Annotated in this window: 16 protein-coding genes and 1 tRNA gene; 3 read left to right on the forward strand and 14 right to left on the reverse strand. The window is 52.3% G+C overall.

The genetic code is table 11. From position 1 onward, the window contains the following. Positions 1-171: 171 nt before the first annotated feature. The 12 genes from cas7c to C5O22_RS02485 all read right to left on the reverse strand — a co-directional run bounded on the left by cas7c (position 172) and on the right by C5O22_RS02485 (position 17,337). Positions 172-1,038 carry a type I-C CRISPR-associated protein Cas7/Csd2 gene (gene cas7c, locus C5O22_RS02430; protein WP_132779609.1) on the reverse strand — a complete coding sequence of 289 codons (867 nt, stop codon included), beginning with the start codon at positions 1,036-1,038 and terminating at the stop codon, positions 172-174. 46 nt (positions 1,039-1,084) lie between these two features. Further along, complete coding sequence (gene cas8c, locus C5O22_RS02435) at positions 1,085-2,971, reverse strand: type I-C CRISPR-associated protein Cas8c/Csd1 (RefSeq protein ID WP_132779610.1); 1,887 nt, start codon at positions 2,969-2,971, stop codon at positions 1,085-1,087. Beyond that, positions 2,968-3,633: a type I-C CRISPR-associated protein Cas5c gene (gene cas5c / locus C5O22_RS02440; protein ID WP_132779611.1), complete on the reverse strand. Its 666-nt coding sequence runs from the start codon at positions 3,631-3,633 to the stop codon at positions 2,968-2,970. The genes cas8c and cas5c overlap by 4 nt, the downstream gene beginning before the upstream one ends. Positions 3,634-3,721: 88 nt before the next feature. After that, the gene (cas3, locus tag C5O22_RS02445; protein ID WP_132779612.1) at positions 3,722-6,955 is read right to left on the reverse strand and encodes a CRISPR-associated helicase Cas3'; all 3,234 of its coding nucleotides are present in this window, start codon (positions 6,953-6,955) and stop codon (positions 3,722-3,724) included. A gap of 244 nt (positions 6,956-7,199) precedes the next feature. After that, a complete protein-coding gene (locus tag C5O22_RS02450) occupies positions 7,200-8,240 on the reverse strand; it encodes a DUF2804 domain-containing protein (protein ID WP_132779613.1) in 1,041 nt (346 codons plus the stop codon). Between the two features lie 267 nt (positions 8,241-8,507). Further along, the gene (trpA, locus tag C5O22_RS02455) at positions 8,508-9,311 is read right to left on the reverse strand and encodes a tryptophan synthase subunit alpha (RefSeq protein WP_132779614.1); all 804 of its coding nucleotides are present in this window, start codon (positions 9,309-9,311) and stop codon (positions 8,508-8,510) included. Continuing rightward, positions 9,304-10,653: a tryptophan synthase subunit beta gene (gene trpB, locus C5O22_RS02460; protein ID WP_132779615.1), complete on the reverse strand. Its 1,350-nt coding sequence runs from the start codon at positions 10,651-10,653 to the stop codon at positions 9,304-9,306. The genes trpA and trpB overlap by 8 nt, the downstream gene beginning before the upstream one ends. Then, positions 10,646-12,394, reverse strand: coding sequence for a bifunctional indole-3-glycerol phosphate synthase/phosphoribosylanthranilate isomerase (trpF, locus tag C5O22_RS02465; protein ID WP_132779616.1), 1,749 nt, complete (start codon positions 12,392-12,394; stop codon positions 10,646-10,648). The genes trpB and trpF overlap by 8 nt, the downstream gene beginning before the upstream one ends. Beyond that, the gene (locus C5O22_RS02470; protein ID WP_132779617.1) at positions 12,387-14,015 is read right to left on the reverse strand and encodes a bifunctional anthranilate synthase component II/anthranilate phosphoribosyltransferase; all 1,629 of its coding nucleotides are present in this window, start codon (positions 14,013-14,015) and stop codon (positions 12,387-12,389) included. The genes trpF and C5O22_RS02470 overlap by 8 nt, the downstream gene beginning before the upstream one ends. Next, the gene (locus tag C5O22_RS02475; protein ID WP_132779618.1) at positions 14,012-15,499 is read right to left on the reverse strand and encodes a chorismate-binding protein; all 1,488 of its coding nucleotides are present in this window, start codon (positions 15,497-15,499) and stop codon (positions 14,012-14,014) included. Before C5O22_RS02475 ends, C5O22_RS02470 begins: the two co-directional genes overlap by 4 nt. Positions 15,500-15,767: 268 nt before the next feature. Further along, positions 15,768-15,850, reverse strand: a tRNA-Leu gene (locus C5O22_RS02480). A gap of 107 nt (positions 15,851-15,957) precedes the next feature. Continuing rightward, positions 15,958-17,337 carry a DUF1015 domain-containing protein gene (locus C5O22_RS02485; RefSeq protein ID WP_132779619.1) on the reverse strand — a complete coding sequence of 460 codons (1,380 nt, stop codon included), beginning with the start codon at positions 17,335-17,337 and terminating at the stop codon, positions 15,958-15,960. Between the two features lie 124 nt (positions 17,338-17,461). Between C5O22_RS02485 and rpoN the strand changes: the two genes are divergently transcribed. Together rpoN and hpf are read left to right on the forward strand one after the other, a co-directional pair. Next, a complete protein-coding gene (gene rpoN, locus C5O22_RS02490) occupies positions 17,462-18,820 on the forward strand; it encodes an RNA polymerase factor sigma-54 (RefSeq protein ID WP_132779620.1) in 1,359 nt (452 codons plus the stop codon). Positions 18,821-18,891: 71 nt separating this feature from the next. Further along, entirely contained in the window at positions 18,892-19,185 is a 294-nt protein-coding gene (gene hpf / locus C5O22_RS02495; RefSeq protein ID WP_132779621.1) for a ribosome hibernation-promoting factor, HPF/YfiA family, read from the forward strand. Positions 19,186-19,332: 147 nt separating this feature from the next. Here the strand turns inward: hpf and C5O22_RS02500 are convergent, their stop codons facing one another. Further along, entirely contained in the window at positions 19,333-20,316 is a 984-nt protein-coding gene (locus tag C5O22_RS02500; RefSeq protein ID WP_132779622.1) for a hypothetical protein, read from the reverse strand. A gap of 3 nt (positions 20,317-20,319) precedes the next feature. Continuing rightward, complete coding sequence (locus C5O22_RS02505; protein ID WP_132779623.1) at positions 20,320-22,185, reverse strand: AMP-binding protein; 1,866 nt, start codon at positions 22,183-22,185, stop codon at positions 20,320-20,322. Between the two features lie 46 nt (positions 22,186-22,231). On the opposite strand from C5O22_RS02505, the gene C5O22_RS02510 reads away from it, so the two are divergent. After that, complete coding sequence (locus C5O22_RS02510) at positions 22,232-22,783, forward strand: hypothetical protein (RefSeq protein ID WP_132779624.1); 552 nt, start codon at positions 22,232-22,234, stop codon at positions 22,781-22,783. Positions 22,784-22,787: the final 4 nt, after the last annotated feature.

The following is a 22,787-nucleotide window of genomic DNA, read 5'->3' on the forward strand; positions in this document are numbered from 1 at the left end:
TGCCGTACACCCTCGCTCCCGGCTCCTATTAATCAGCCCCAACGGGGTCATGGCAGCGGGTACTCTGCAAAAGCTAAAGTGTTGTATTCCTGAAAGAGGAAGTAATTCTTCCGGAGAATATTCTTTTTTCATGAATACTCCTAGAGCCCCGCCTTTTGGCGGGGCTACTCCTTAAATCTTTTCAATGAGCTCTATGCCATTTGGTAAGCCGGAACGATTTACATTTATTTCATAGTCATTGAAATTTCTCGGGGGATTAATACCTTCCTTTTTCTTTACTGAGATAAGATCGAAAAGAATGTGGGCTGGTGCATTTCCTAATTCACTCTCATGTTTGAATACAAATAGTTTGCGGGTTGCCATTTTTCCCCGAGATGCAGACCTGTCATGTTCAAACATATTAATCAATGCTTCCCAGAAAAGTTCTAGGTCTTCTTCGGAAAAACCTGTCCCTTTGTTTGGGTCATTGGCAAGTCTTGCAGAGACATAACCTTCCACCCGGTATAATCCATAGGGGACGATGTGTTTACGTCCGATGGTTCGCTCCTTTTCAGCTTCTTCTTCACGGGTAACCGTTAGTCTTGTAATAGTAACTTCTTGTTGAACAATAGGATCAATGCTTCGTGAAAAATTTAATTGAACAGGGCCACGTACTTGTCCGCAGTTGTCTCCTACACTTAACACAGCACCAAAAGTACGAATATCATAAAAATTTCTGCACATCCATGTACGAGCTCGATTAATGCCATCGAGATCTGCTTTTTTACCAGGTTCAAGACCAACAGCTAGATATGCTTGTCTATGGTTTGTATTTAACGGAATGCCCTCTTTAATATAAATACGGTATCCTGTTGCATCTCTTCTTACCATTTCTACATAATTGCGAATTTTACGTTTTAAACACACATCGGTGACGATACCGTACCCTGTCTCAGGATCAATGCGCGGCATGTTTCCTGCATCTGGATCTCCGTTTGGATTGCCATTTTCTACATCATACAACAACACAAACTCATAGCGATTCCTCAAAATTCCCATAATACACTCCTTATATTCAATAAAATATGTGAATAAAACTATTCACTTACTCATTAAGATTACTGTTTGTTTTATAAAAGGCTGCCTTTTGGTGATAGTAACCCAGCACAAAAATGCCTTGTTCTTCTAGGTTAAGTCTGGCAGGGAAAGGTGCAGCATCCAACATATTTAGAAGCGTTTGGATCTTTCTGTCAGAAGCTCCTCCATATTCTGCTTTTGATGTCCAATAGTTTGAAAGACGTAATAAGGTAGGAAACACGCTAGCGGGAGTGGCACAAGCAGCAGTAAAATAACGATCTTTAATAGTAGCATTAATAGTATCGCCTATTGCTTCTTTCTGTACCTTTTCCAGTACTGCGAATAAGCGTCCTAATACATAGGGCGTATTCTTGTAAGATTCATTTAATGACATTTGTAACACCTCCTGGTATGGATTTTTGCCATAACGGCGATATTTACGGATTAAGTGGGCTTTTATATAGGCTGTACGAATATAGTTAATTTTTACACTACGAACTCTGTTATTTGCTGTTGTTTCCTCCCCATCGTGGCGTATACGATTTAAGATCGCGTTATACAAATTTTCAGGGTAGGGTGTACCCATGAGAATGGAACGCATAAAAGCTCCGCCTAACAAAGACCAGGATTTTTTTACCTCTTCATCACGCTGGGTTACTTTGGGCGAAACACATTCGGCAAGAATGCGGTAGGGTGAGATGTACGTCGGCTGGTTAGCGTATTCTTTTTCGATTTGAAGGTCCTCGTAATGTTGCATAATTCGTTCAGCAAATACCCCAAATGGCTCAGTAAGGAAGAATCGTACGGCGAGTCGTGAGGCATTTGGCGCTAGCCCAAGCACATAGAAACGTGTATTGTCATCCAAATCTTCGCGCAATTTAGCTAAGTCTATGGCTCTCCCCTGTTCTACCGATTTCGCCACTTCTCCTAGCATTTTTTCTGCATTGTTGGCACGCTTACGCTTGTTTTTATCATGGGCTTCTTCTGTTTTGCCTTCTTCTTGTTCCTGCTGATATTCTGGATTCAGAAACGAATAAAATGCACTGGCGTAACGTTTGTCAGGTGCGTCTGCCCAATAAACGACAGCGGTATCTCCGAGAAAAATGGGCTGGTTCGGATTTTGCCTTGAAAGCAAATAGTTTAGTGCAACGCCATAGCCAGAAGCTACACGCTGACTGATGGGTGAATTAGCCCCCTGTTCTTTCCCATAAGAAGTAAAGGCATCCAGGTTGAAGCTCACCAATGATGCACCTTTTGTTTGTGCTCCTGGAACTCCTTTAATGTCAGGATGCAACCGTGCAACAAGTTCCTTTTGTCCCGTGACCAAGCACTGCATTTCAGTAGTCTGTTGTCCTGTTCTGGAGTTTTCCCAAGCACGCCGAATTTCAGTGTCATCCAGTGCGTTTTTACCCTCTACCTGAAAGATGAGATTACCACCTTCCAATAATCCTTCCAGATGACGGGCAATCACAGAATGTTGAGAAGCCGTTTTGGGGTTATACTTTTGTAGAAATGCGATAACCGCGTGCGCCGCTGGAGAGTCGGCTTTCTGAAGAAGTTGGACGTTACGTTCTCGAAACGCCTCGAAACGCTTTTGGGCATAATCTGGGTCTTTGGCTTCTTTCCCCGTTAGCCCAAGTACGTAAGTTGCGTTGTCACACAAAAAATTGGCAGCGATGTTCACGCTGCGTTTGACCTGTTCAGGAACATTCATGCGCTTGGGGAGCTCCACGGTCTTCTTCCCTTGCTGAACAGGAACAAAGAGCGGGATAATGTCCAACAATTCGCCTTGTTCGGACAAATTGAGCGCATAACTGACCGGCGCATTGCTGTAGCCTGGTTCGGCAATCTCTACGCCCTCTGGCGGGTCGTTCAGCAAAATCTGGTAGTAGTTGTAAAGCGCCTGCAAAATCATCGCCGCACCTCCTCAGGTTTTGGCACGGTAATCTCGCCGTCTTCCATGACAGCGCGGAAGAACATCGGCTGAATGTCGCGCGGGTTGGAGAAATCCAGGTCGTAGAGCATGTAGCCCAAGTCACGTTTACCTGTCAGCGGGCTTGTGGGAATGCCGCCTTTGTCTTCGATGAGCATCACTCTGGCAGGGAACTCGCGCGTCCCCAGGCAGGGGGCGTGGAAATGCTGCCCGTTCCGCAGGCGGCGCAAGACCATGTTGTAGTGCTTCTCTTTCGTGTCATCTGGTCCCGCCTTTTCGGTCAACTCGAAGTGCGCCTCGATGACGTAATCCACATCCTTCAAGACCATCGCGGCGCGCTGCTGGCGGGCTTCGGTGGCGGCGATGTAGAGCGGCTTGTTTGCGCCCTTCATCACCTGCAAGGCGTTATCCACCGACGCCTTGTCGCTCACCTCGTTACGGCGGATGTTGGTGAACTGGATTTCCTTAAGGACGTGGATTTTCTCTATCACCCAGCGAATGGCGGGTTTCCAATAGACAGCCTCGATAATACCGCGCGCCGCCGACGGGGTGATAACATCATAGCTGACGCGCTCCACTTTCATTTCGGGACGGGTGAACAGGGCATAATCACCCTGTACTCGGATGGTAATACCATATCCCATTCTGTTGGGCCTCCTTTCAAAATGGGTAAAGCAAATCTCCGATTTGCTTGAATCCTGATCACATAACACAAACCTTAGGTTCGTGCTATTAAAACAACAACCCCTCGCCACCACCATTGTCAGGAACGAGTAGGCCACGCTGGGGATCATAAAAATCGTTCATTGCCTCTGGGTTAAGAAAGTGATACGTGTCTTCGATAGTCTGAATCACCCCTTTCGCACTGAGCCTGTCAAACTCATTCTCAAAAATTGAAACTGTGTAGGGCTGAAGTTTTCGTAATGTAGATAATGGATAATCGGTATATTTTAACTCATCGATGAGTATTTCTGCCTCCTTGTTATATGGAATGATTACTGTTACGGTTGGGTCCTCGATGATGTGGAACGCCTGTGCCGCCGTCTCGAACTTGAACCTGCCGTCTGTGTCATCGAAGCATTCCATGATGTGCTTGAAGTCAAATGCCTGCGGCTCTTGAAGGTTGTACAACTGTCCGAAAAACGCCTGAATAGCAGGAATAGAAATTGGCGCTTCTGCGTGTTCGCGTAAAACCATCCGGGCAACTTCGGCGGTTTGTTTCAGGAAAAAGGGCATTTTCTTGATAAGCTCCGACTTCGGTTCGAAGACGAACATCTCGCTCACGCTGCGCTTCATTTCGCGGTTGATGCGTCCTGCTGCCTGATTGATGGAATCCAGTCCCGTCAGGGCGCGGTATCCAACAGGGAAGTCTAGATCAATGCCCGCTTCCATAACCGTTGTCGATATGACACGACAGAGCTGCCCCTTTGCAAGTCGTTCTTTGATTTCTTCCAGTCTGATGCGACGATGGGCGGCACACATCAACGTTGAAAGATGATAGTTCCCCTCGCCCTGCAAACCGACGAACAGTCCGCTGGCGTGGCGGCGGGTGTTGACAATGCACAGAACTTGCTCGTGTTTGTTCAGACGAGTAAGCAGATCTCTATCGGTAAGCTCGCCGAGATGTTTTACTACCACGCGCTTGAAGAAATTGAACAACTGCTGCGGATTGGGTGCGAGTTCCTTAACTTCTGTCTTTTCGGGCAGGAAACGTTCCAGCCCTGGCTGAGTAGCCGTACAAAAGAGTACGCTTGCGCCGTAGTTGACCACCAATTCCCAAATCGCCGCCATCGACGGGCGCATGTACTCGCGGGGCAGCATTTGGGCTTCGTCAAAGATAATCACGCTTCTGGCAATGTTATGCAGTTTGCGGCAATGTGATGATTTGTTGGAAAATAACGACTCGAAGAATTGCACGTTGGTCGTAACCACGATAGGGATATCCCAGTTCTCCGTAGCCAGTTTTAGTTTGGTAAGTACGCTGTTTGTGCGGTCATCAGGATTGTCTTTCCTCTTACTTTCCCAGTCGAAGTGGGAGTGATGCTCCAGCACGTTCTCTTCCCCAAAGATATCTTTGAACACCCCGGCATTCTGTTCGATGATGGTCGTAAACGGGATAACATAGATGACGCGCTTTAAGCCATGTTCAGCGGCGTGATGGAGCGCAAACGCCATCGAAGCCAGTGTCTTGCCGCCACCTGTGGGTACAGTCAGCGAGAAAAAGCCCGGCGATTCGGTCTTACCTTTTTCAATGCAGGCATGGAGTATCTCATTGCGCTTGCGGTTGATCTCGCTGTTCGGATTTTCGAAGCGTTTCAGGTATTTGTCCAGTTTATCGCGCAAAACTGGGATGTTGTCATGTCCGCCGCGCGGCTTTGCGCCTTTCATGTAGGTTTCAGTTTCTTGAAAGTCGGCGTCTACCAGTGCAGAGTAAATCATGCGTGTCAGGAAAGAAAGCGAAAATCCGAGATAGTCTTTGGACTGTTTTTCATAAAAAACGGGTAGGCGCAAGGGGCGAATAGGCAAACGTTGCGGAAATTCCAAAGAAGACAAGTCCAACTCGCTTTGGTATTCGTTGTAATCAGAAATGTGGTTTTTTAGCCGCCCACAGACGGTACTGCTTTCCAAATCAGTTTCACTGCCATAATCGGGCAAGCCTGCATGATGTCCCAGAATGGGATATGCCAGTAGTTGAGCAAAGACTTGTTGGGGTGTGCCTTCGAGCAGCTTTTTGAGTTCCTTTGCCCCTGCTGTAGAATGGTCTACCCGTGGGCCTATACCTTCTAACCGCTTTTGAAACTCGGTGGAGTATTTGCCCAAATCGTGAACCAATCCCGCAATGTATGCTAACTCTGCGACGTTGGCGTCCGCCCCGAACTTTCGGGCAAGTTCAGCTGTGTTTCGCAAGTGTTCAATGAGTGGCTGCCAGTATTCGTGGACTTCCCCTTCGCGACGGTGAGCGAAGAAACGGGTTTGCGGTTCGTTGAGAACTGCTATCCCATACAGTTTTACTAGTCGCTTTGCCTCCTTCACCAGAACTTCACGCAGTTCTGGTGGTTCCAGTACTTCCACATCCGCTCCCCAGCCACGAATCCAGGGAAGCATTTCAGTAGTCTCAGCTATGTCTGCCTGCCATAAAAGATAACCATTTTCCTGTTCCTGAATTTTTTGGGATAGATGCCATCGGCTTTCTTTTACCCGTTGAGCGACTCTTGGATGAAATCGCAACACCACATGCTTTGGTTCTTCTTCGGTAGTCCAAATTGCCCAGGCATTTGCTAAATGTTCTCGTAGATTAAAATCTGTGGGAATAGTATACTTTTCTGTCGTTTTTTCAGCCCGTTCAATCCGTTCAATCTTGTAGGTACGAAGTGCTCCTGGAGGTTCACTAAAACATATAAGTTGGGTGGTTTGTCCTGTCGCGTATGGTTCAATAAAATAAGGACTTACAACGTAAACAAATACTTTATCCAACTTTTCACTTCGATGCCAAATTCTGACCTTTTGAAGGTTAGCCCAACCTTCTGTTAGGAGTTCTAAAATACGTAAATAATTGGGATCGTCTATTTGGATATCACTATCCATTATATCGGCTGCCACAAGAATTTGCTGACTGAGGCGGTCTGCCCAAAGTTTCATGGCCATACCAAGTTTTCTCAAGGCCGATGCTGCATGAGGGTTTTTCTTATCTGATCGTGTTGCAAGAAGTCTCGACGACAAATGCAGGGCCATCGCTTCATGGAGGTTTAACTGAAGATTGATTAGATCTGCCTTCCGATCTATTTTCAGCGTTCTATCATCATCTTCATAAATGTAAGAAGGAAGATCTGTGAGGTATCGATTGATAGTGGAGCGATCTACCTGTAATCGACGAGCTAGTTCTGCCTGGGAGAGTCCTTCGGGATGAGCTAGAAGGAGTGTTTCAATCTGTAATAAACGACTTGCCTTATTTTCCGCTCTGTTCATAGTACAATACCTTTGTTGAATGTAGTATACACTTACTTTGTTGCAGGTACTGCAACAAAGTAAAAAAAAATTAATTTTTATGTTAATTAACCGGGGGTCTATTTTATTTTGTTTCAGGTCGTCATAGAATATTATCTCCTGAAAGGATAGCGAGATGGTTTATTGTTTAGGAGAAACAGAATGAAGAAAGTATACCAGAATTGACACAGGAGATAAAAATAGAGGAGATACTGCAAGGCCCCCCTTACCACCTGTTATATACATGCTCGGTCATGCCGAGGGTGGGAGGGAGGTCTAGCCGTTCTCCTGAATCTAAAATGAGGGAACCAGAGAACTCGCCGAACACCTGGTGCTGGCGGGATTGCAGAACCCCAAAGTTGAAATTCGATTGTCGGTCAATACGGGGGTGGAGTGTTAGTTCTACCCTGCCATCGGAACTGGAGAAGTGCCAGCCTTCCATATGATTCTGGGGGTTAAAATGAAAGGTAACTTCTTCAAGCTTATGGATCCGGCCATCATACAGGATGGTGTTTTCCGAAGCAGGACTGCGGTCAGAAAAACCGTACCCTAAGTTAAAGCCTAAAGAGGTCCCCTTATATACGGTGGAAAGGGATGCCCAGTACCAGGTGTTTTTGTAGGTCCAGACCCCGCGGCCCCAATCAAGGCTTCCCCTGTCGGTTTCTGGGTTCAATGTATATGTGTGGTTTCCGATGCGAAGATTCCCCCGGGCGGGCATGCAGTTTACCTTTTGGTTATAGTAAAAGGCCCGCCGGTTTTCTTTCCAACTGGTGGCAATTACTGTACTTTCAAGGTTTTCAGGCTGTTCAAGTTCGATGGTCCCTTCAATTCCTCTGTTCCCCTGGGAGTCCTGGACCAGGGGACTTGCAAAGGCAATGGTCCGTTTGCCTCGCTGGTAGGTATACTTCAGGGAAAGCTTTCGAGAGGAAACATTGATTTCCCCTTCCTGGGTAGAGGACTCTGGAAGACCGAGGCGCCCTAAAGGAAGGATGCTAAGATTTTCTACTTGATGATAATAACCCTGCGTAAAATCTAAGAAACAAAGGGCCGCAAGACCCAGGTACCCCAAATCGCTCAAGGTAAAACTGATTCCCCACTGACCGTGGTGGGAAAAAACCATGTAATAATCCCATTCTTTGATGCGGAGGGAACTTGCCTTGATGTCATCCCGTCGATATTCCCAGTAGGGGAAGCGGGCCCAGCCTTCGCTGGTAAGGTGTCCCTCAGGGGTGAGGAGCCTCAGGGGCTCGGTTATTTCTCGTTGCATACCCTAAAGTATAGGCGGGGGTAGATGATTCTTCAATAAAAGACATGCCAGGGGATATAAAAAGCGAGCCCCAGCCAGGAGGAGGAGACCGGCTGGGGCTCAAGAAGGAAGCTTGTGAAAGCCGCACGCCCTCGTCACTAATAAAACAGAAACAACCATCAAAGGTTACATCGAAGAGGCATCGTATCGGCAATGGATGCGCCCCTCTCTTTGTGCTACGGACTTGGGGGCCGGGATGGGTGCCAGGGGCCTCCACCGAGGAGTCTCTTACTCACCCCTTGTGATTTCTTGCGCCTTTTGTCGAATGTTCTCCCGAATTGCCGTATCCCGAACCTCTATAGAACCCTTAAACGAAGCAGAACGGGACACCCGGTGTGCCTCTACAGCTTCCTGGATGGTTTCTACAAAGACTGAACCGGCTACCACCGCATGCACCAGCGGAGCCACGGCTCGGGCCTGGGTATGGGAACGAATTCCGAATCCCCCGAGAACCTTAGAACCGCCAGCGGCACAGGCCTTTAAGAATTGAAGGGTCCCTTCGCCGATAGTGGTGGTAGTTCCGGTAATCCCGGTACGGAGCGCCGCGTACAAGTAGGCGCGGCCTAAGTGGGCCATCCGTTCAAGCCGTTCGGAACGCATGGACGGGGCCGCCACGGGAATAGAAACAAGGCCCTGGTGTGCACAGGCCTCCGCAAGGCCTTCATCTCTGTCAAAGGGTAAATCCGGCACGATGAGCCCCATCACCCCTCGTTGAGCCATCATATGCACAAACTGTTCTACCCCCGGGGTTACCACGAGGCTTGCGTAGGCCATCACAAAAAGGGGCACCTGGGGAAAGTCCCTGTGAAGGGACTCAAGAAAATCCAGAGCCTGGCTCACCGAATACCCGTTGGCCAGGGCTGCAGCGCAGGCACTTTGAATAACCGGACCATCAGCGCTGGGGTCACTAAAGGGGATTTGTATTTCCAGGTAGGATGCTCCCCCTTCGATAAGCCCTTCGGCGGCGGCCCGGCAACCAGAGGCGTCAGGGAAGCCCGCCACAAGGTGGGCCATAAGGCGAATCTTATCCATGATGAACCTCCCGGGATGTGGGGGATGAGATGAGCTTCGAGGTAGTAGAGTGGGCGACCCCTCTGGCATTTTCAAGACCTGTTCCCGAGGAGGGGGGTGGGGCGATTCCGGAAGGGTGCGCCCTGAGGGCCGCGAGTTCCCGTTCCAGGAAGGCGGCCCACGCGGCGGGTCTGAAATAGGGGGCGGTGATAAAGAGGTCCTTGTCGCCCCGACCAGACATGTTTACCACCACCACCTTTCCTTTTGGAAGGGAACGGGCAAGATTGATAGCCACCGCTCCCGCATGGGCGCTTTCCAGGGCAAAGACTACCCCCTCGTGGCGGGCAAAGAATGTCAGGGCTTCCAGGGCCTCTTCGTCACTGGCCCGGCGAAATTCTAGGCGACCGCTGCGGCCCAGGGCCGCCAGCTGAGGTCCGATGCCAGGGTAATCCAACCCTGCCGAAATAGAATGGGTGGGGGCCACCTGGCCTTCTTCGGTTAAAAGGAAGCGGCTCTTGTACCCATGCACAATCCCGGTACGGGCCCCTTCTCCGGTCATGCGGGCCGCATGGTCCCCCAGGGAGGTTCCCCTTCCGCCGGCTTCTACTCCAATAAGGCGGGGCTTTTCTGCTTCAAGGTAGGGAGAAAAAAAGCCAATCGCATTTGAACCACCCCCTACACAGGCCACCAGGGCTTCTGGTTCAAGTCCCCGGGAAGCAAGCTGTTCTTTCACTTCCTTCCCAATCACGGATTGAAAGGTGCGAACCATATCGGGATAGGGGGCGGGTCCCAGGGCAGACCCGATAATGTAAAAGGTGTCCGCAAACGAAGCGGCCCAATCCCGGAATGCTTCGTTAATGGCATCTTTCAGGGTCTGGCTCCCCGCATAGACCGGCACCACCTGGGCGCCAAACAGTTCCATGGTGGCCACATTAGGCTGTTGCCGATCCACATCCACCGCCCCCATGTAGATGGTGCAGGAAAGCCCCAATTTGGCGCAGGCCGCGGCGGTGGCAAGACCATGCTGGCCCGCCCCCGTTTCGGCGATTACCCGGGTCTTCCCCATCCGCTTCGCCAGGAGGGCCTGACCCAGGGCGTTGTTTATCTTGTGGGCCCCCGTGTGGGCAAGACCTTCCATTTTTATGTAAATATCTGCGCCTCCCAGGAGGCGGCTGGAATTCTCTGCATATAACAGAGGCGTAGGTCGACCAATAAAGTCCCGCTGGAGCAGCGCCAATTCATCCTGAAATGCCCTATCGGTACAGGCTGCTTCAAAGGCTTCTTCTATTTCTTCAATGGCCCGCCCCAGAACCTCTGGGACGTAGCGTCCTCCATAGGGACCAAAGTAGCCCTTTTCACCCATGCTGGTACTCCTTGTGTTGATTGCTGGCCCTCGCCGGTGCTTCTTCTTTTCCGCCCTCGGGGTGCGCTATGGCAGCAAAAAAGGCCCGCAGTTTTTGCGGATCCTTTTTTCCCGGCTCGGATTCCAGGCGGCTTGAAGCATCTACCAATTCTACTGGATATCGAGATAGAAGAGAACCCACCGTCTCTGCCGAAAGGCCTCCGGCAATCCAAAGGGGAGAATAGAAAGAAGAGCCGGCAGGGCCCTGAGTAATGAGGGTATCCAGTACCTCATCTTGAATTGGTATTCCCGTTCCGCCGCTCTGGTTTCCCACCCGTCTGTCTAAAAGAATTCGCACCTCCCCGCGTTTTTGAAGAACCTGGTACGCCTCTCTGTCGGCGGGCTGACTTACCGGCAGTACCACATACCGCCCCACATCATCGGGTAGCTGAGCAAGGACCTCCTCATCCAGGGGGCCATGGTATTGGATACCATCCAGGAGTCCTTCCCGTACCAGCCGAAGAGCCTCCTGGGCCGCAGGACTCTGCACATCACTGATAACCCCGATGAAGAGGGGGTGGGGCACATCACGGGTATTGCCTTTCCCTTCGGGGAAATAGAACGAAGAAAGAAGGGCCCGGGCCTGGCGGACAAAGGCTACATCTGTTTTTCGGGGACTGGGGGCGAAGATAAAACCGAGGAGGTCCGCCCCTAATGTAAGGCAGTGCTGCACATCTTCGAGCCGGGTAAGTCCACAGATTTTAACAAGGGGCGGGGCGCCCAAGCGCCAATAGCGGTGAGACTCGATGGGCACCTGACTCTGACGATAGGCCCGCCGTTGGGCAAGGCGTCGCCACAGTTCTCCCGCCGCAGGAAGGGCGCTGTTTTCCTGTCTATTTCCTCGTCCCGTTCCGGGCCGGAGATCCCCCAATGAAGAACCAGAAATCCCTTCCTGTGGGCTTTCTCCGCTGAGTCCAGAAGACCCCTGAAGCTGATTTCTGGTTTGGGTAAAATGACGGATAAGCAGAGAAATCTGTTCCTTCTGGCGGACCGCCCCTTCTCCTACCAGGATGCCTGTGTATCCCAGGTGGGCCGCGTAGGAAGCCTGAAAGGGAGTCTGAACCCCCGATTCGTAGATGGCGGGGACGGGAAGTTCGGTGATTCTCAGGGCTGGGAGGAGGGGATCGATCGTAAAGGTTCGCAAATCCCGGCTATTGACCCCCGCAAGACAGGGAAGACGCTCCGCCACGAATCGTAGTTTGGGGAGGTCCTCCTCTTCCCGTACTTCGATAAGGGGCTTCATCCCAAAACGGACGGTCTGTTCGGCTAAGTGGAGAAGGGTGTCTGTATCAAAGAGGCGGGCGATTAACAGCACCCCATCCGCACCGGCCCGGTATGATACGGCGATATCATCATCGGTAAGGATAAAGTCCTTCCTCAAGAGGGGGTGATGAGGAAAGGCTTTCCCTACTTCGAGTAGGTCCTGCAGGTTCCCCTTGAAATAGTGTTCTTCCGTAAGGATGGAAATAGCCTTCGCTCCCGCCTCGATATAGGTTCTGGCGGTTTGTACCGCATCAAGGTCAAGCGCAATGGCCCCCCGGGAAGGGGAGGCCCGTTTTATTTCGAGGATTACCCCCCCCGCGGACAGGAAGGGGTTCACCGGTCGTTGCCGCTCCAGAGGAACGGGATAGCCCAGGGCTGGCCCCCTGCGGGCAAGGTCCTCCCGGCGTTGCTGGACAATCCGCTGAAGAATGTCATCCATGGGAAGCTCCCACCGCTTCGGTAATATCCTTGCCTACGGAGATGATTTCCTCCAGTTTTTTGCTGGCCTTTCCGCTGGCAAGACAATCCGCGGCGATACGGGCCCCCTCGCTTACCGAAGCCGCCCGGCCGGATACATACAGGGCGGCCCCCGCATTAAAGGCCACCGCCGCTTCAATGGCCGGTCGACCGGCCCCGGCCAGTAGGTCCCGGGCAAGGCGCACATTTTCCTGGGCCGTACCACCGGCGAGTTCTTCCCGGGAATAAAGGCCAAACCCTTCTTTTACGGGATCAAAGGTAAGATGGGTAAGGTTCCCCTTTTCATCGATTTCTACCATGTCAGTAGGAGCCGCGGGGGAAATTTCATCAAAGCCGTCGTGGCTATGAACCGTAAGCACCCGCTGTACTCCCAGGAGATGGGCCGCCCGGGCCACCACTTCCAGAAGGTCCCTATCGTATACGCCGATGACCTGATAGGTCGCATTGGCGGGGTTTGAGAGGGGCCCCACCAGGTTCATGATGGTCTTTATACCCAGGGCTTTTCGGGCCGGGGCCGCATGTTTCATTGCGCCGTGATAGAGGGGCGCAAAAAGAAAGACAAAGCCCGTGGTTTCAAGGAGCTTGGCCGCCTGCGAAGGATGAAGGTTGATGGGAATCCCCAGGGCTTCGTAGAAGTCGGCGCTCCCGGCCTTGCTGGAAACGGCCCGGTTCCCGTGTTTTGCGATGGGAAGCCCGCAGGCGCTTGCCACCAGGGCAGCCATGGAACTGATATTGAAGGAACCCTGCCCATCTCCACCGGTGCCGCAGGTGTCGGCCAGGGGTATGGGAGTTCCCAGAGGGAATGGCGTTTTTTTCCGTCGGAGAACCGCGGCGCACCCGGCGATTTCTTCGGGGGCGGGCTTTTTTATGGCCAGGGCGGTGAGAAAGGCCGCTACCTGGGCCGTTTCCATGGTACCGTCGGTAAGTTCCTCCATAAACGCTTCGGCTTCTTCCTGTTTCAGGTGAATTCCCTGGATAGCCTTTTCAAAGGTCTTTTTAAAGGGGAAAGGTTCCCGACGATACTGAAGAAAGGATCGAATAAGGGCTTCCCCTTCGGTACTGGCGATCGATTCAGGATGAAACTGAATCCCTTCTATTAGATAGTGTTTGTGGCGTACTCCCATGATGTCCCCATCGGAACTCCGGGCGGTAATCTCCAGTTCTGCTGGAAGGGTCTTTTCATTGATTACAAGGCTATGGTAACGGGTAAAGGTTCCTTTTGTTCCAATAGTCCTGAACATGCCCCGGCCGTCCAGGGTAATTTCCTGGGCCTCCCCATGACAAATCCGCTTTGCCTGGACAATGGCCGCCCCGAAGGCGTAGCCAATGGCCTGATGACCGAGACAAATCCCGAGGAGGGGGATTTGTCCTGCAAAGTGGCGAATTACCTCCACCGTAATCCCCGCATCCTCTGGACGGCCGGGGCCGGGAGAAAGGATAATCCGACTGGGGGCAAGCCGTTCTATATCCTGTATCGAAATCGCATCGTTGCGGACGACCCGCACTTCTTCGGCCGAAAGCCGGCTTACCATCTGATACACGTTGTAGGTAAAGGAATCGTAATTATCAATAATAAGGATCATGATCGACCTCCTGAAATAGTCTCTGCCACTCCTTTCACAGGGCTGGTAGCGGTCCCCTGCAGGGCCTGGCGGAGGGCCGCCAGTTTTTCGTTGGTTTCTTCCCACTCCCGTTCCGGCCGGGATGCGTAGACTATCCCGGCCCCCGATTGCAGGTACCAATAACCATCTTTTACCAGGGCGGATCGAATGGTAATGCAGGTGTCGAAACCGCCATGCACATCCAGATATCCTACCGCACCGGCGTAGAAACTCCGGCGATACCGTTCCTGTTGGGAGACGAGTTCAATAGCCCGAAGTTTCGGCGCCCCCGAAACCGTGCCCGCAGGAAACGCCGCCCGAAGCACCTGGGTGTAGGGAATCGCCGGATTGGGCTTTCCTTCCACCTCTGAAACGATATGCATCACGTGGCTAAAGTGTTCTATTTCCATGTTGCGGGTTACCTGAACTGACCCGGCAAGGCACACCCGCCCCAGGTCGTTCCGGGCTAAATCTACCAGCATTAGGTGTTCCGCCCGTTCCTTGGGGTCCGCCAGCAGTTCCGCCTCTAAGGCCCGGTCTTCATCGGCGGTTCTTCCCCGTCGCCGGGTCCCCGCAATGGGACGAATAGAGGCTACCCCATCCCGTAGTCGGACAAGACTTTCCGGCGAAGCCCCTATCAGGGCGTAGGATCCAAAATTGATATAGAACATGTAAGGGGAAGGACTGGTGGAACGGAGCCGTCGGTAGCCTTCCAGGGCATCCAATTCAGAACGGCAGACCAGACGACGGGAAAGGACTCCCTGAATGATATCTCCTGCAACGATGTGCCGTTGTAATTTTTCTACCCCTTCACAGAAGATGAGTTTGTCCGCCCCTTCGTCACTCATGATTTCCAGGGGAACCGCCGCAGCCGGTGGTGCCAGGTAGGTAAAATCCAGGTCATCCAGCCGTTGTCGAACCTGATGAATAGCCTTTTCCAGATCGATCTGGTGTTGTTCGTAGTTAAGGCCCACCAGGTGCAACATATCCGTGTAGTGGTCCACGATAAGATACAGGTGCCCAACGATGAATTCCGCTTCGGGAATACCAAGGGGGTCCTCTCCGGGACTCAGGGTTACCGTATCGCAGCGTCGCACAAATTCGTATCCTAAAAAGCCAATCCCCGCACCGGGGACCGGTAAATGGGGGACGGCGGCGCTATTTTGCCCTGCAATTGTAGCAAGGGCGTCCAGGATATCCCAGCCTTTTCCCGAAGGCGCTTCATGAGCAGGACCTGGCCATGACCAGCGGTGGCGTTTCCCATCTATTTCCAGGATGACATCATTCTCTTCCTGGATGACGCGAAAGGCCTCGTCCAGAAGAAGGATAGAGTACCGTTCCCGTCCTTTTTTAAACGAGGCCGATTCCAGAATGGCCCGGGCCCCCAGTTTCTTAGCCAGCGTAAAGGGGGTAAATCGTTCTCCCGGAATGGAAAGGATAAGGCATCGGTCGCCGCTGGATTTCATGGTCCCTCCTGTATGATTCCAGGGCCTTCGAAAACCTGTCCCTGGAGTATCGTCGAGTCCCGCCCCCATCGGCGAGCGGTGTATCTATACATAGAAACACTCGACAGGGCTTACTATATCCGGCGTGTATGTTTCTGTCAATAGAAACAACGGGGAATTTTTCAAAATTTTATCAAAAAAATAAAAAAATTCCTTTGCAGGTCTGGGGGCTAAAAATCTTTTTCTGTAGTGTTGAAAATCAGGAAAAATAGCCGGGGAAAAGAACTTTTGCCGGCGATCGGACTTGAACCGATACGACCTTGCGGTCAGTAGATTTTGAGTCTACCGTGTCTGCCATTTCACCACGCCGGCAATCAAACAATCACCATTGAAGAAGTTTTTTAATTTATCGTGGACCCAGAAAAAACCCCGGCGACCCTCTTTTGAACAGCCAGGACTTTGCTCCGGGGCCCACTATATCAGAAAAGTCTGCGGCATTCAAGATAGAAACGCTTTTCTATCCCCTCTCCCATGGAAAAACTTTTGCGGGGAAGGGGCCCGGAACGGGCGACGGTGGCAAACAGATTCTCCTTCCCCAGGGGCGGTAAAATAATACCGATGGGCTGGGAAAGGGATTTCTGCTGGCTTCCAGAGGACGGGCCTTCCTGTCGAGAGGAATTCTGTACAATCCGCAGCACCTCATCACTGCCGTGGATGTAGTCGAGGGTGGCCCCCGTCTCTTTACAGAGGCGGTCCAGGGCCTCCTGGAGGGGAACCGTGGCAATCCCTTCAAAATCGATGGAAAGGATGAACTGTTCCCTCCCGTACACTATCCCATACCGGGTTTTCCCTGGCACGCCTTGCCCTATCCACTCTTCGAGGCTGGAACCGGGAGGAAGGCTCTGCAGGGTTGCTCCCGGCAGTTCCCGCAGGTACTGGAACAGGCTTTCCCGGGAACCTCCAAAAACCAGACGATGGATGGGTTCAAACTGGATTCCTTCATCGTAGAGGTTTTCAATTTCTACCAGGGCGTAGCGGGCAGGGTGCTGCATCAACCCCGGTTCTCCCTGATGCTGGGCCTTGTATTCTTCCCACACCGCCTTGGCGGTGGCAAGGGAGTGATTCCCATCCCCTACCGCAAATAAGAAGGGCTCTTCCTGGGCGCTCAAGGGGCCATATTTAGTCCTGGCCTCGGTGTAGAGTTCCCCTAAGGTGGTAATGACAAATTGCCAGTGCTCTTCCTGGTCCAGTTTCCAGCCCGTGACGGCCCCCGCCCCCAGCATGAGTTCTGTGTGATAGGTGGGATTCTGTCGCGGTATCATACCTTCCAGGCCTTCCACAAGTCGGCGTTTTTCATCATCAATCAAAATGATGATATGGGGAGCTTCGAGGGGGGCCCCCCGTCGGATGGCAATGCGGGGAGGGAGCCGCTCTGCCACGGTTCCCTCGGTGGCCCGAATAAGGGGGCGCGCCTGGGGATGCCAATCGTAGCGTTCTAGGTCAAGGGCAAGGATGAGCCCCCGGCGTCTGGGGTGGTAGGGGGTTTCCCGTTCGATGTACATCATACCCCGAAATTCGGTAAGAAGTCGTTGTGCCAGGGTTTCCTCCATGGCCCTGCGAATAGCCTTGATGCGGGTCTCCTGAACGGTCCCTTCCAGGTACACCTCCGGGTAGATAAGGGAAAGCATGCTGGGACTTTCCCCCACGTACTGGGCAACCCTTTCCCAATAGGAGGGGTCCTGGGTAAATTGATCGCAGGCAATAACGGCCCAGCGAGAAAGGTCTATATCCGCCCGGGGAAGGGCAATGGTGGGAATGTGAATCCCCAGGGTAGCGCATTGGGTTTCCAGATCCGTCATGGAGACTCCTTATCGTCTTTTGGGGGAATATAGCCTGGAAAGAGGGTGTGCTGCAACACCAAAAGGATCCCTATTATTGACAAATCGCCATGATACCGCAATAGTTAAAGAAGAGGAGTAGGCCGTGCAGGTTCAGCGACCGGGAATAATTCAAGAACAACGATTAAAAATGAATCCCCAGCTCTTTCAGTCGATCAAGCTGATGGCCCTGCCGGTGGTGGAACTGCGGGAACGGATAGCAGAAGAGCTGGAACGGAATCCGGCCTTAGAGGTTATCGAAGATAAAAGTACCCTTTCGTTAGAAGCCGCTTCGGATTCTCCAAAAGAAGAGGACGAATATTTTGAGGCCACCTCTGATGCGGGTTTTACCCGTCGGGGGACCGACGAAGATTCGGATGAACAGCGAAAATTTATCGAAGGAGCCCTTTCCCGGCCCGAATCTCTGCAGGAACACCTGTTGTGGCAACTTCGCCTGCAACCCATCGATGAGGAAGTGCGGAGCATTGGGGAACTCATTATACAGAATCTTAATTCCGACGGGTTCCACATCGAACCGATAGAAACCCTCTGTAAGGACCGGGATCCCCAGAAAGTAGAGGCCGCCCTCGCTGTCATTCGTCGCCTTGACCCTCCTGGGTGTGCCACCCGGGACTACCGGGAATCCCTGCGGGTCCAGGCGGAACTATTACCGGATGCCCCCGAGGGGATGCTGGACGTACTGGATCACCTGGATCTCGTAGAAAAAGGGAAGGTGGCTGAACTGGCCCGTAAGGTAAAACGGAGCGAAGCGGAAGTTAAAGAGATCATCGAACGTATCAAAGAACTTTCTCCCTTTCCGGGGCGGCAGTACGATGTGCAGGAGGTCCGGTATGTGGTCCCCGATGTGCAGGTGTTACGCCAGGAGGGGGACTTTGTTATTATATTGAACGATGAGGAAATCCCCGTATTGGGGATTAACCCCTTCTTTATGAAGCTTTCCCGGGAGAAGCAAGGAGAAAAGCCCCTGCGAGACTTTGTGCGGGAAAACATTAAAGAGGCCCGCTGGTTCATTCATTCGATAAATCAGCGGAACCACACCCTTTTAAAGGTGATGCGGGCCATTGTGGAGTTACAGCGCTCATTCTTCGCTAACGGGCCCAAGTACCTTTCTCCCCTTACCTTACGGGATGTGGCCCGGGAAGTGGGGGTCCATGAGACCACCGTTTCCCGGATTGCCAACGGGAAATATGTGCAAACCGAATGGGGAATCTTTGAGATTCGCCATTTCTTTACCAATTCGATAAGCGGGGCGGGGTCTTCCGGTTCCCGTTTTTCCAAGGAGGGGGTAAAGGAAATTATCAAGGAAATCATTCAGAACGAAGAGGGACACCTTTCGGATCAGGCTATTGCAGATATCCTGGCCCGTCGTGGGATTCCGCTCGCCCGCCGGACGGTGGCCAAGTACCGGAAGGAACTGGATTTAGGGCCGTCCTATTCCCGGTAAAGTCTTCCGGTTACCCCAGACGGTGGAGCGATCGCCATAGAGCGGTTTCAATATAGCCACAGGAGGCACCTATGAACATCGAGGTTAAGGCGGTTCATTTTTCCCTTTGGGATGGTACGCGGGAGTATCTGGAAAAGAAAATTGCCCGGATCCCCAATGCGGAAAACATGATCGTGGATTTGCTGTTTACCCTGACTAAAGAAAAGGATTTTTCGGCCGAGGCAACGGTGAATTTCCGGTGGGGCCATTCCATTCATGTAAAAGAACATGATTTTGAGCTGAATGCGGCCATTGATAAAATGATGGATAAACTGGAAGCGCGGATCATTAAAGAAAAAGAAAAGATTCAGGAGAAACACGCCTAGGTTCTGCTACCCTGGCGCAAGGGTGCCGGACTGACAACAGAAGAAAAAAGAAAAGGGGCTGCCTCAGAGGGAGGAGAGCCCCTTTTTATTGGGGACCTTCAGAGGGATCCCTTTGCGGCAAGGGAACTCGGTAAGCCGCCCTGATTGTTAGCGTGAAGTATCAGAACAGGATTCTTCCACTTTGGTAAGCCAGTGTCGGTTCATCCCGTATCGGAATACGACCTCCAATTTTTCGATGACCTCGGGGGTAGGGAAAATAATGGTAAATATCCCCTGTTCCCGAACCTGGGTAGAAGAAGGGGTGCCAATCACTTTTTTAAGGAACTGCACGGGGATGCCCTGGGTCTTACACAAGGCAAGGCTCTCTTCGCAGGTATCCTCTTTTTTGCGCTGGACCACAAAGGTCCGAAAACGAAAATCCACGTGGTTTTTTTGAGCCGTTTCGTTCCATATCCGCAGGTCCTCTGGATACCAGCGGCTTGCCAGGGGGAACATGTCGCTCCCCAGAATATGGGTAAGTTCCAGGGGATAGCCTGCAAACAGTCGGATCAGGGTGTCGATGATACCGATGGTGTCTTTCCCTTCGCCAATGTTCAGAGGAACGATAAAAGGGAAAAAGACCCGTTCAATCTGACGGCGGAGAATATCGAACCGGTAGGCATACTCTGAGCGGTTGGGTTTTAAGGTGCTTTCCCCGCCCTCGGGGATCACAAACAGGATATCCGCCGGCGGTGTACCCCGGGCCATAAAAAGGAAGGCCGTCTCTAAATGGGTCATCTGGAAGGGATCGAAGGAGCCGATAAATACCCCCACGCGAATCATCTTACGGCGAAACACAAGACAATGGGTAGGAGTCTTTCGTGGTCGACCCCGGCCTGTAGGGGGCTGACTAAGTTCGTCTTGAATCAGGGTTAGTTCCTTTTTGGTCCAGGGCTCTATAAGCCCTTGTTGGATTCGCTCATCAATGCGCTTCAGGGCCGAAAGAAATAATCGTTTAAAGTAGCCAAATTCCTTTCGGTCCGCAGGTCGGAGAAACTTCATCTGGGCGAGGCCCGAATAAATAGTGGTAATTTCCTTTGCAATACGGAGGGTATCTTTACTCTCGTACTGCTGTTCTAGTTCTGTTCGCATAGGCTATTTCTTCTTAGGGTACAGAAACCGCTTAATCTTTTGGGTTGCGGTCTTTTCAAAGGGTTCTTCCTGAATTTCAACCCGGTGAATCCTGGAAAAGGCCGCAAGCTGTTTATTGGTAAAATTCTTGATTTCCTGGAGGAGGTATTCGGCCCCCTGCATAGCCGAATGGCCTGTCTCCTGGATGATATCCCCCGCGGCGGCAAGCATGGTCCGGGCCTTTTCGTTAAGATAGACCAGGGCGATCAGGTTCCCCTTTTCGTCGGCATACACCAGGGCATCATCCACATACCCCGACGCATTGATAAGGCTCTCTATTTCTTCGGGATAGATGTTTTCTCCCGCCGGCCCCAGAATAAGGGCCTTGAGGCGCCCCCGGATGTACAGGTTCCCCCGGGCGTCCATACAGCCCAGGTCTCCCGTCTTAAACCAGCCGTCGCCGGTGAAGGCCTCTCGGGTCCGTTCTGGATCCCGATAGTAGCCCTTCATGACATTGGGCCCCCGGGCCTGAATTTCCCCTTCGGGAGATGATTCGCCCTTCCCTCTTTTTCTTCTTTTGGGCGAACCGGCAGGGGCCTGGGTTCCCCGTGATGAATCTCTGGGGGCCCCAACAGGGGTTTCCGGTGAGGAATCCCCGGGGACTCCGGCAAGGGTCTTGCTCCCTTGCGAAGGGGCTCCACCGGAGGATCCCGCACCGACCCCCGCCACCACCCTTCCGGTGTGGTCTACGATCCGCAGTTCTACCCCCTTGAGGGCGGGACCCGTCGAACGCAGGACCTGCCGACGAGGATGGGCCCCCGCCAGGAGGGGGGCCGTTTCAGTAAGGCCGTAGCCTATTGCGTAGGGGAAACGGGCGCGGTACAGGAATTCTTCCACATCCGCTGCCAGGGGAGCGCCGCCAATCCCAAAGAACCGGATAGCTCCTCCAAAGGTTTTAAGGAGGCGGAGCCCCGCTATCCGAATTGCCAGGGGGCGGGTGAATCTGTTCTTGTACAGAGGATGGGTTTCCAGGGTGGGCTGGATGCGGGATCGGTAGGTTTTTTCGATGATGAGGGGCACGGTGAGCATGATGGTGGGACGAATCTTTTGCATGGCCGGCAGCAATACCGACGGAGTAGGGGGCCGCCCAAGGTAGGTAGTGCAGGCCCCATTCAGAACGGCGATGAGCATCCCGATGGTACACTCATAGGTGTGGGCCAGGGGAAGAATCGAAAGAAAGCGATCCCGGGAATAGATTTTGATGATGGAACGACAGGCGGTGGCTTCAAAAATGAGATTGCCGTGGGTGAGCATTACTCCCTTGCTATTCCCCGTTGTTCCGGAGGTGTAAATGATCGTCGCTACCTCATCGGCGGTAGGGGGGGGTACGGTATCTGTGGGGACCGGTAATTCTGACCAGGCATACCATCGGCGGTCTTTCCCCTGTTGAATCTGTACTCCCTCCGTGGTCATGGTGTCGATATATATCCAGGGAAAGGCCTCGCAATAGGGGGAGCCGGCCAGTTTAGGTGTCATCCGTTCGGTAACACAGAGGGCCCGTACCTGGGCATGTTCCGCAATGGTGGCGATCTGCTCGTTAATAAAGTCGGTAAGGACCGGGACGATGATGGCTCCGGCGACGGAAATACCGAAGTAGCTGATAGGCCACTCGGGCCGGTTTTCCGAAAGAAGGAGTACCCGATCCCCTGGCGCACAGCCCAGGGTTCCTAAAAGACGGGCAAGCCTGTGGCTCAATTCCCGGAATTCCTGGTAGGTAATAGGGTTCACGAGGTTCCCTTCTGAAAAAAGTTGAAACGCCCGGCGACGGGGAAACGCCGCTGCGGCTGTTTCAAGTACCGCCGGTAGGGTAAAATCCGTAAGATGTATCATGGGTTCCCTCTTGTGTTACAGGTAATACTCTCGGTACAGTATGGATATGAAATGGAATTTTGGAAAGTCCCTCCACCTACTCCTTTGGGGGAGTTTTTTGTTCGGAAGTGTGGTAAACCTCTCTGCGCAGCAGGGGACAACCCAGGAAGGGAACTCCCCAAAAGGAAAGGACGCCCGGGGGACCGCTGTGGTCTCTAAGGAGGTTGGGGGCTTAGACAGTCAAACGATGCCCCTTAATCTGGAAGACCTCGTGGGTATCGACTTAAAGGAAGCCTTTAATCGCTTCGGGGTGCCCCTTTCGGTGTATCCTGTCCGGGGCCCCGAAAGCTGGCAGGATGATGTGGTGTTTTCCTATGGGGGCTTTGACCTGTACTGGTATAAAGACCGGGTGTGGCAGGTAGGGACGAGCCGGGCCTATGGAATTCAAAAGGGAGATACGAAAGAACGGGTCCTGGCCCTGTTAGGCGAACCGATCATAATTATGGATAATGCCCTGGTGTATGCCCTTACTCCCAAGGCCTGGCCCCTCCGACTTCGCGTTGGGTTTTCTGCCCAGAACCAGGTGGAAAGTATCTATATCTACCGTCCCGATTTTTAGGGGT

It is taken from the genome of Treponema sp. J25, from assembly GCF_004343725.1.
Lineage (GTDB): Bacteria > Spirochaetota > Spirochaetia > Treponematales > Breznakiellaceae > J25.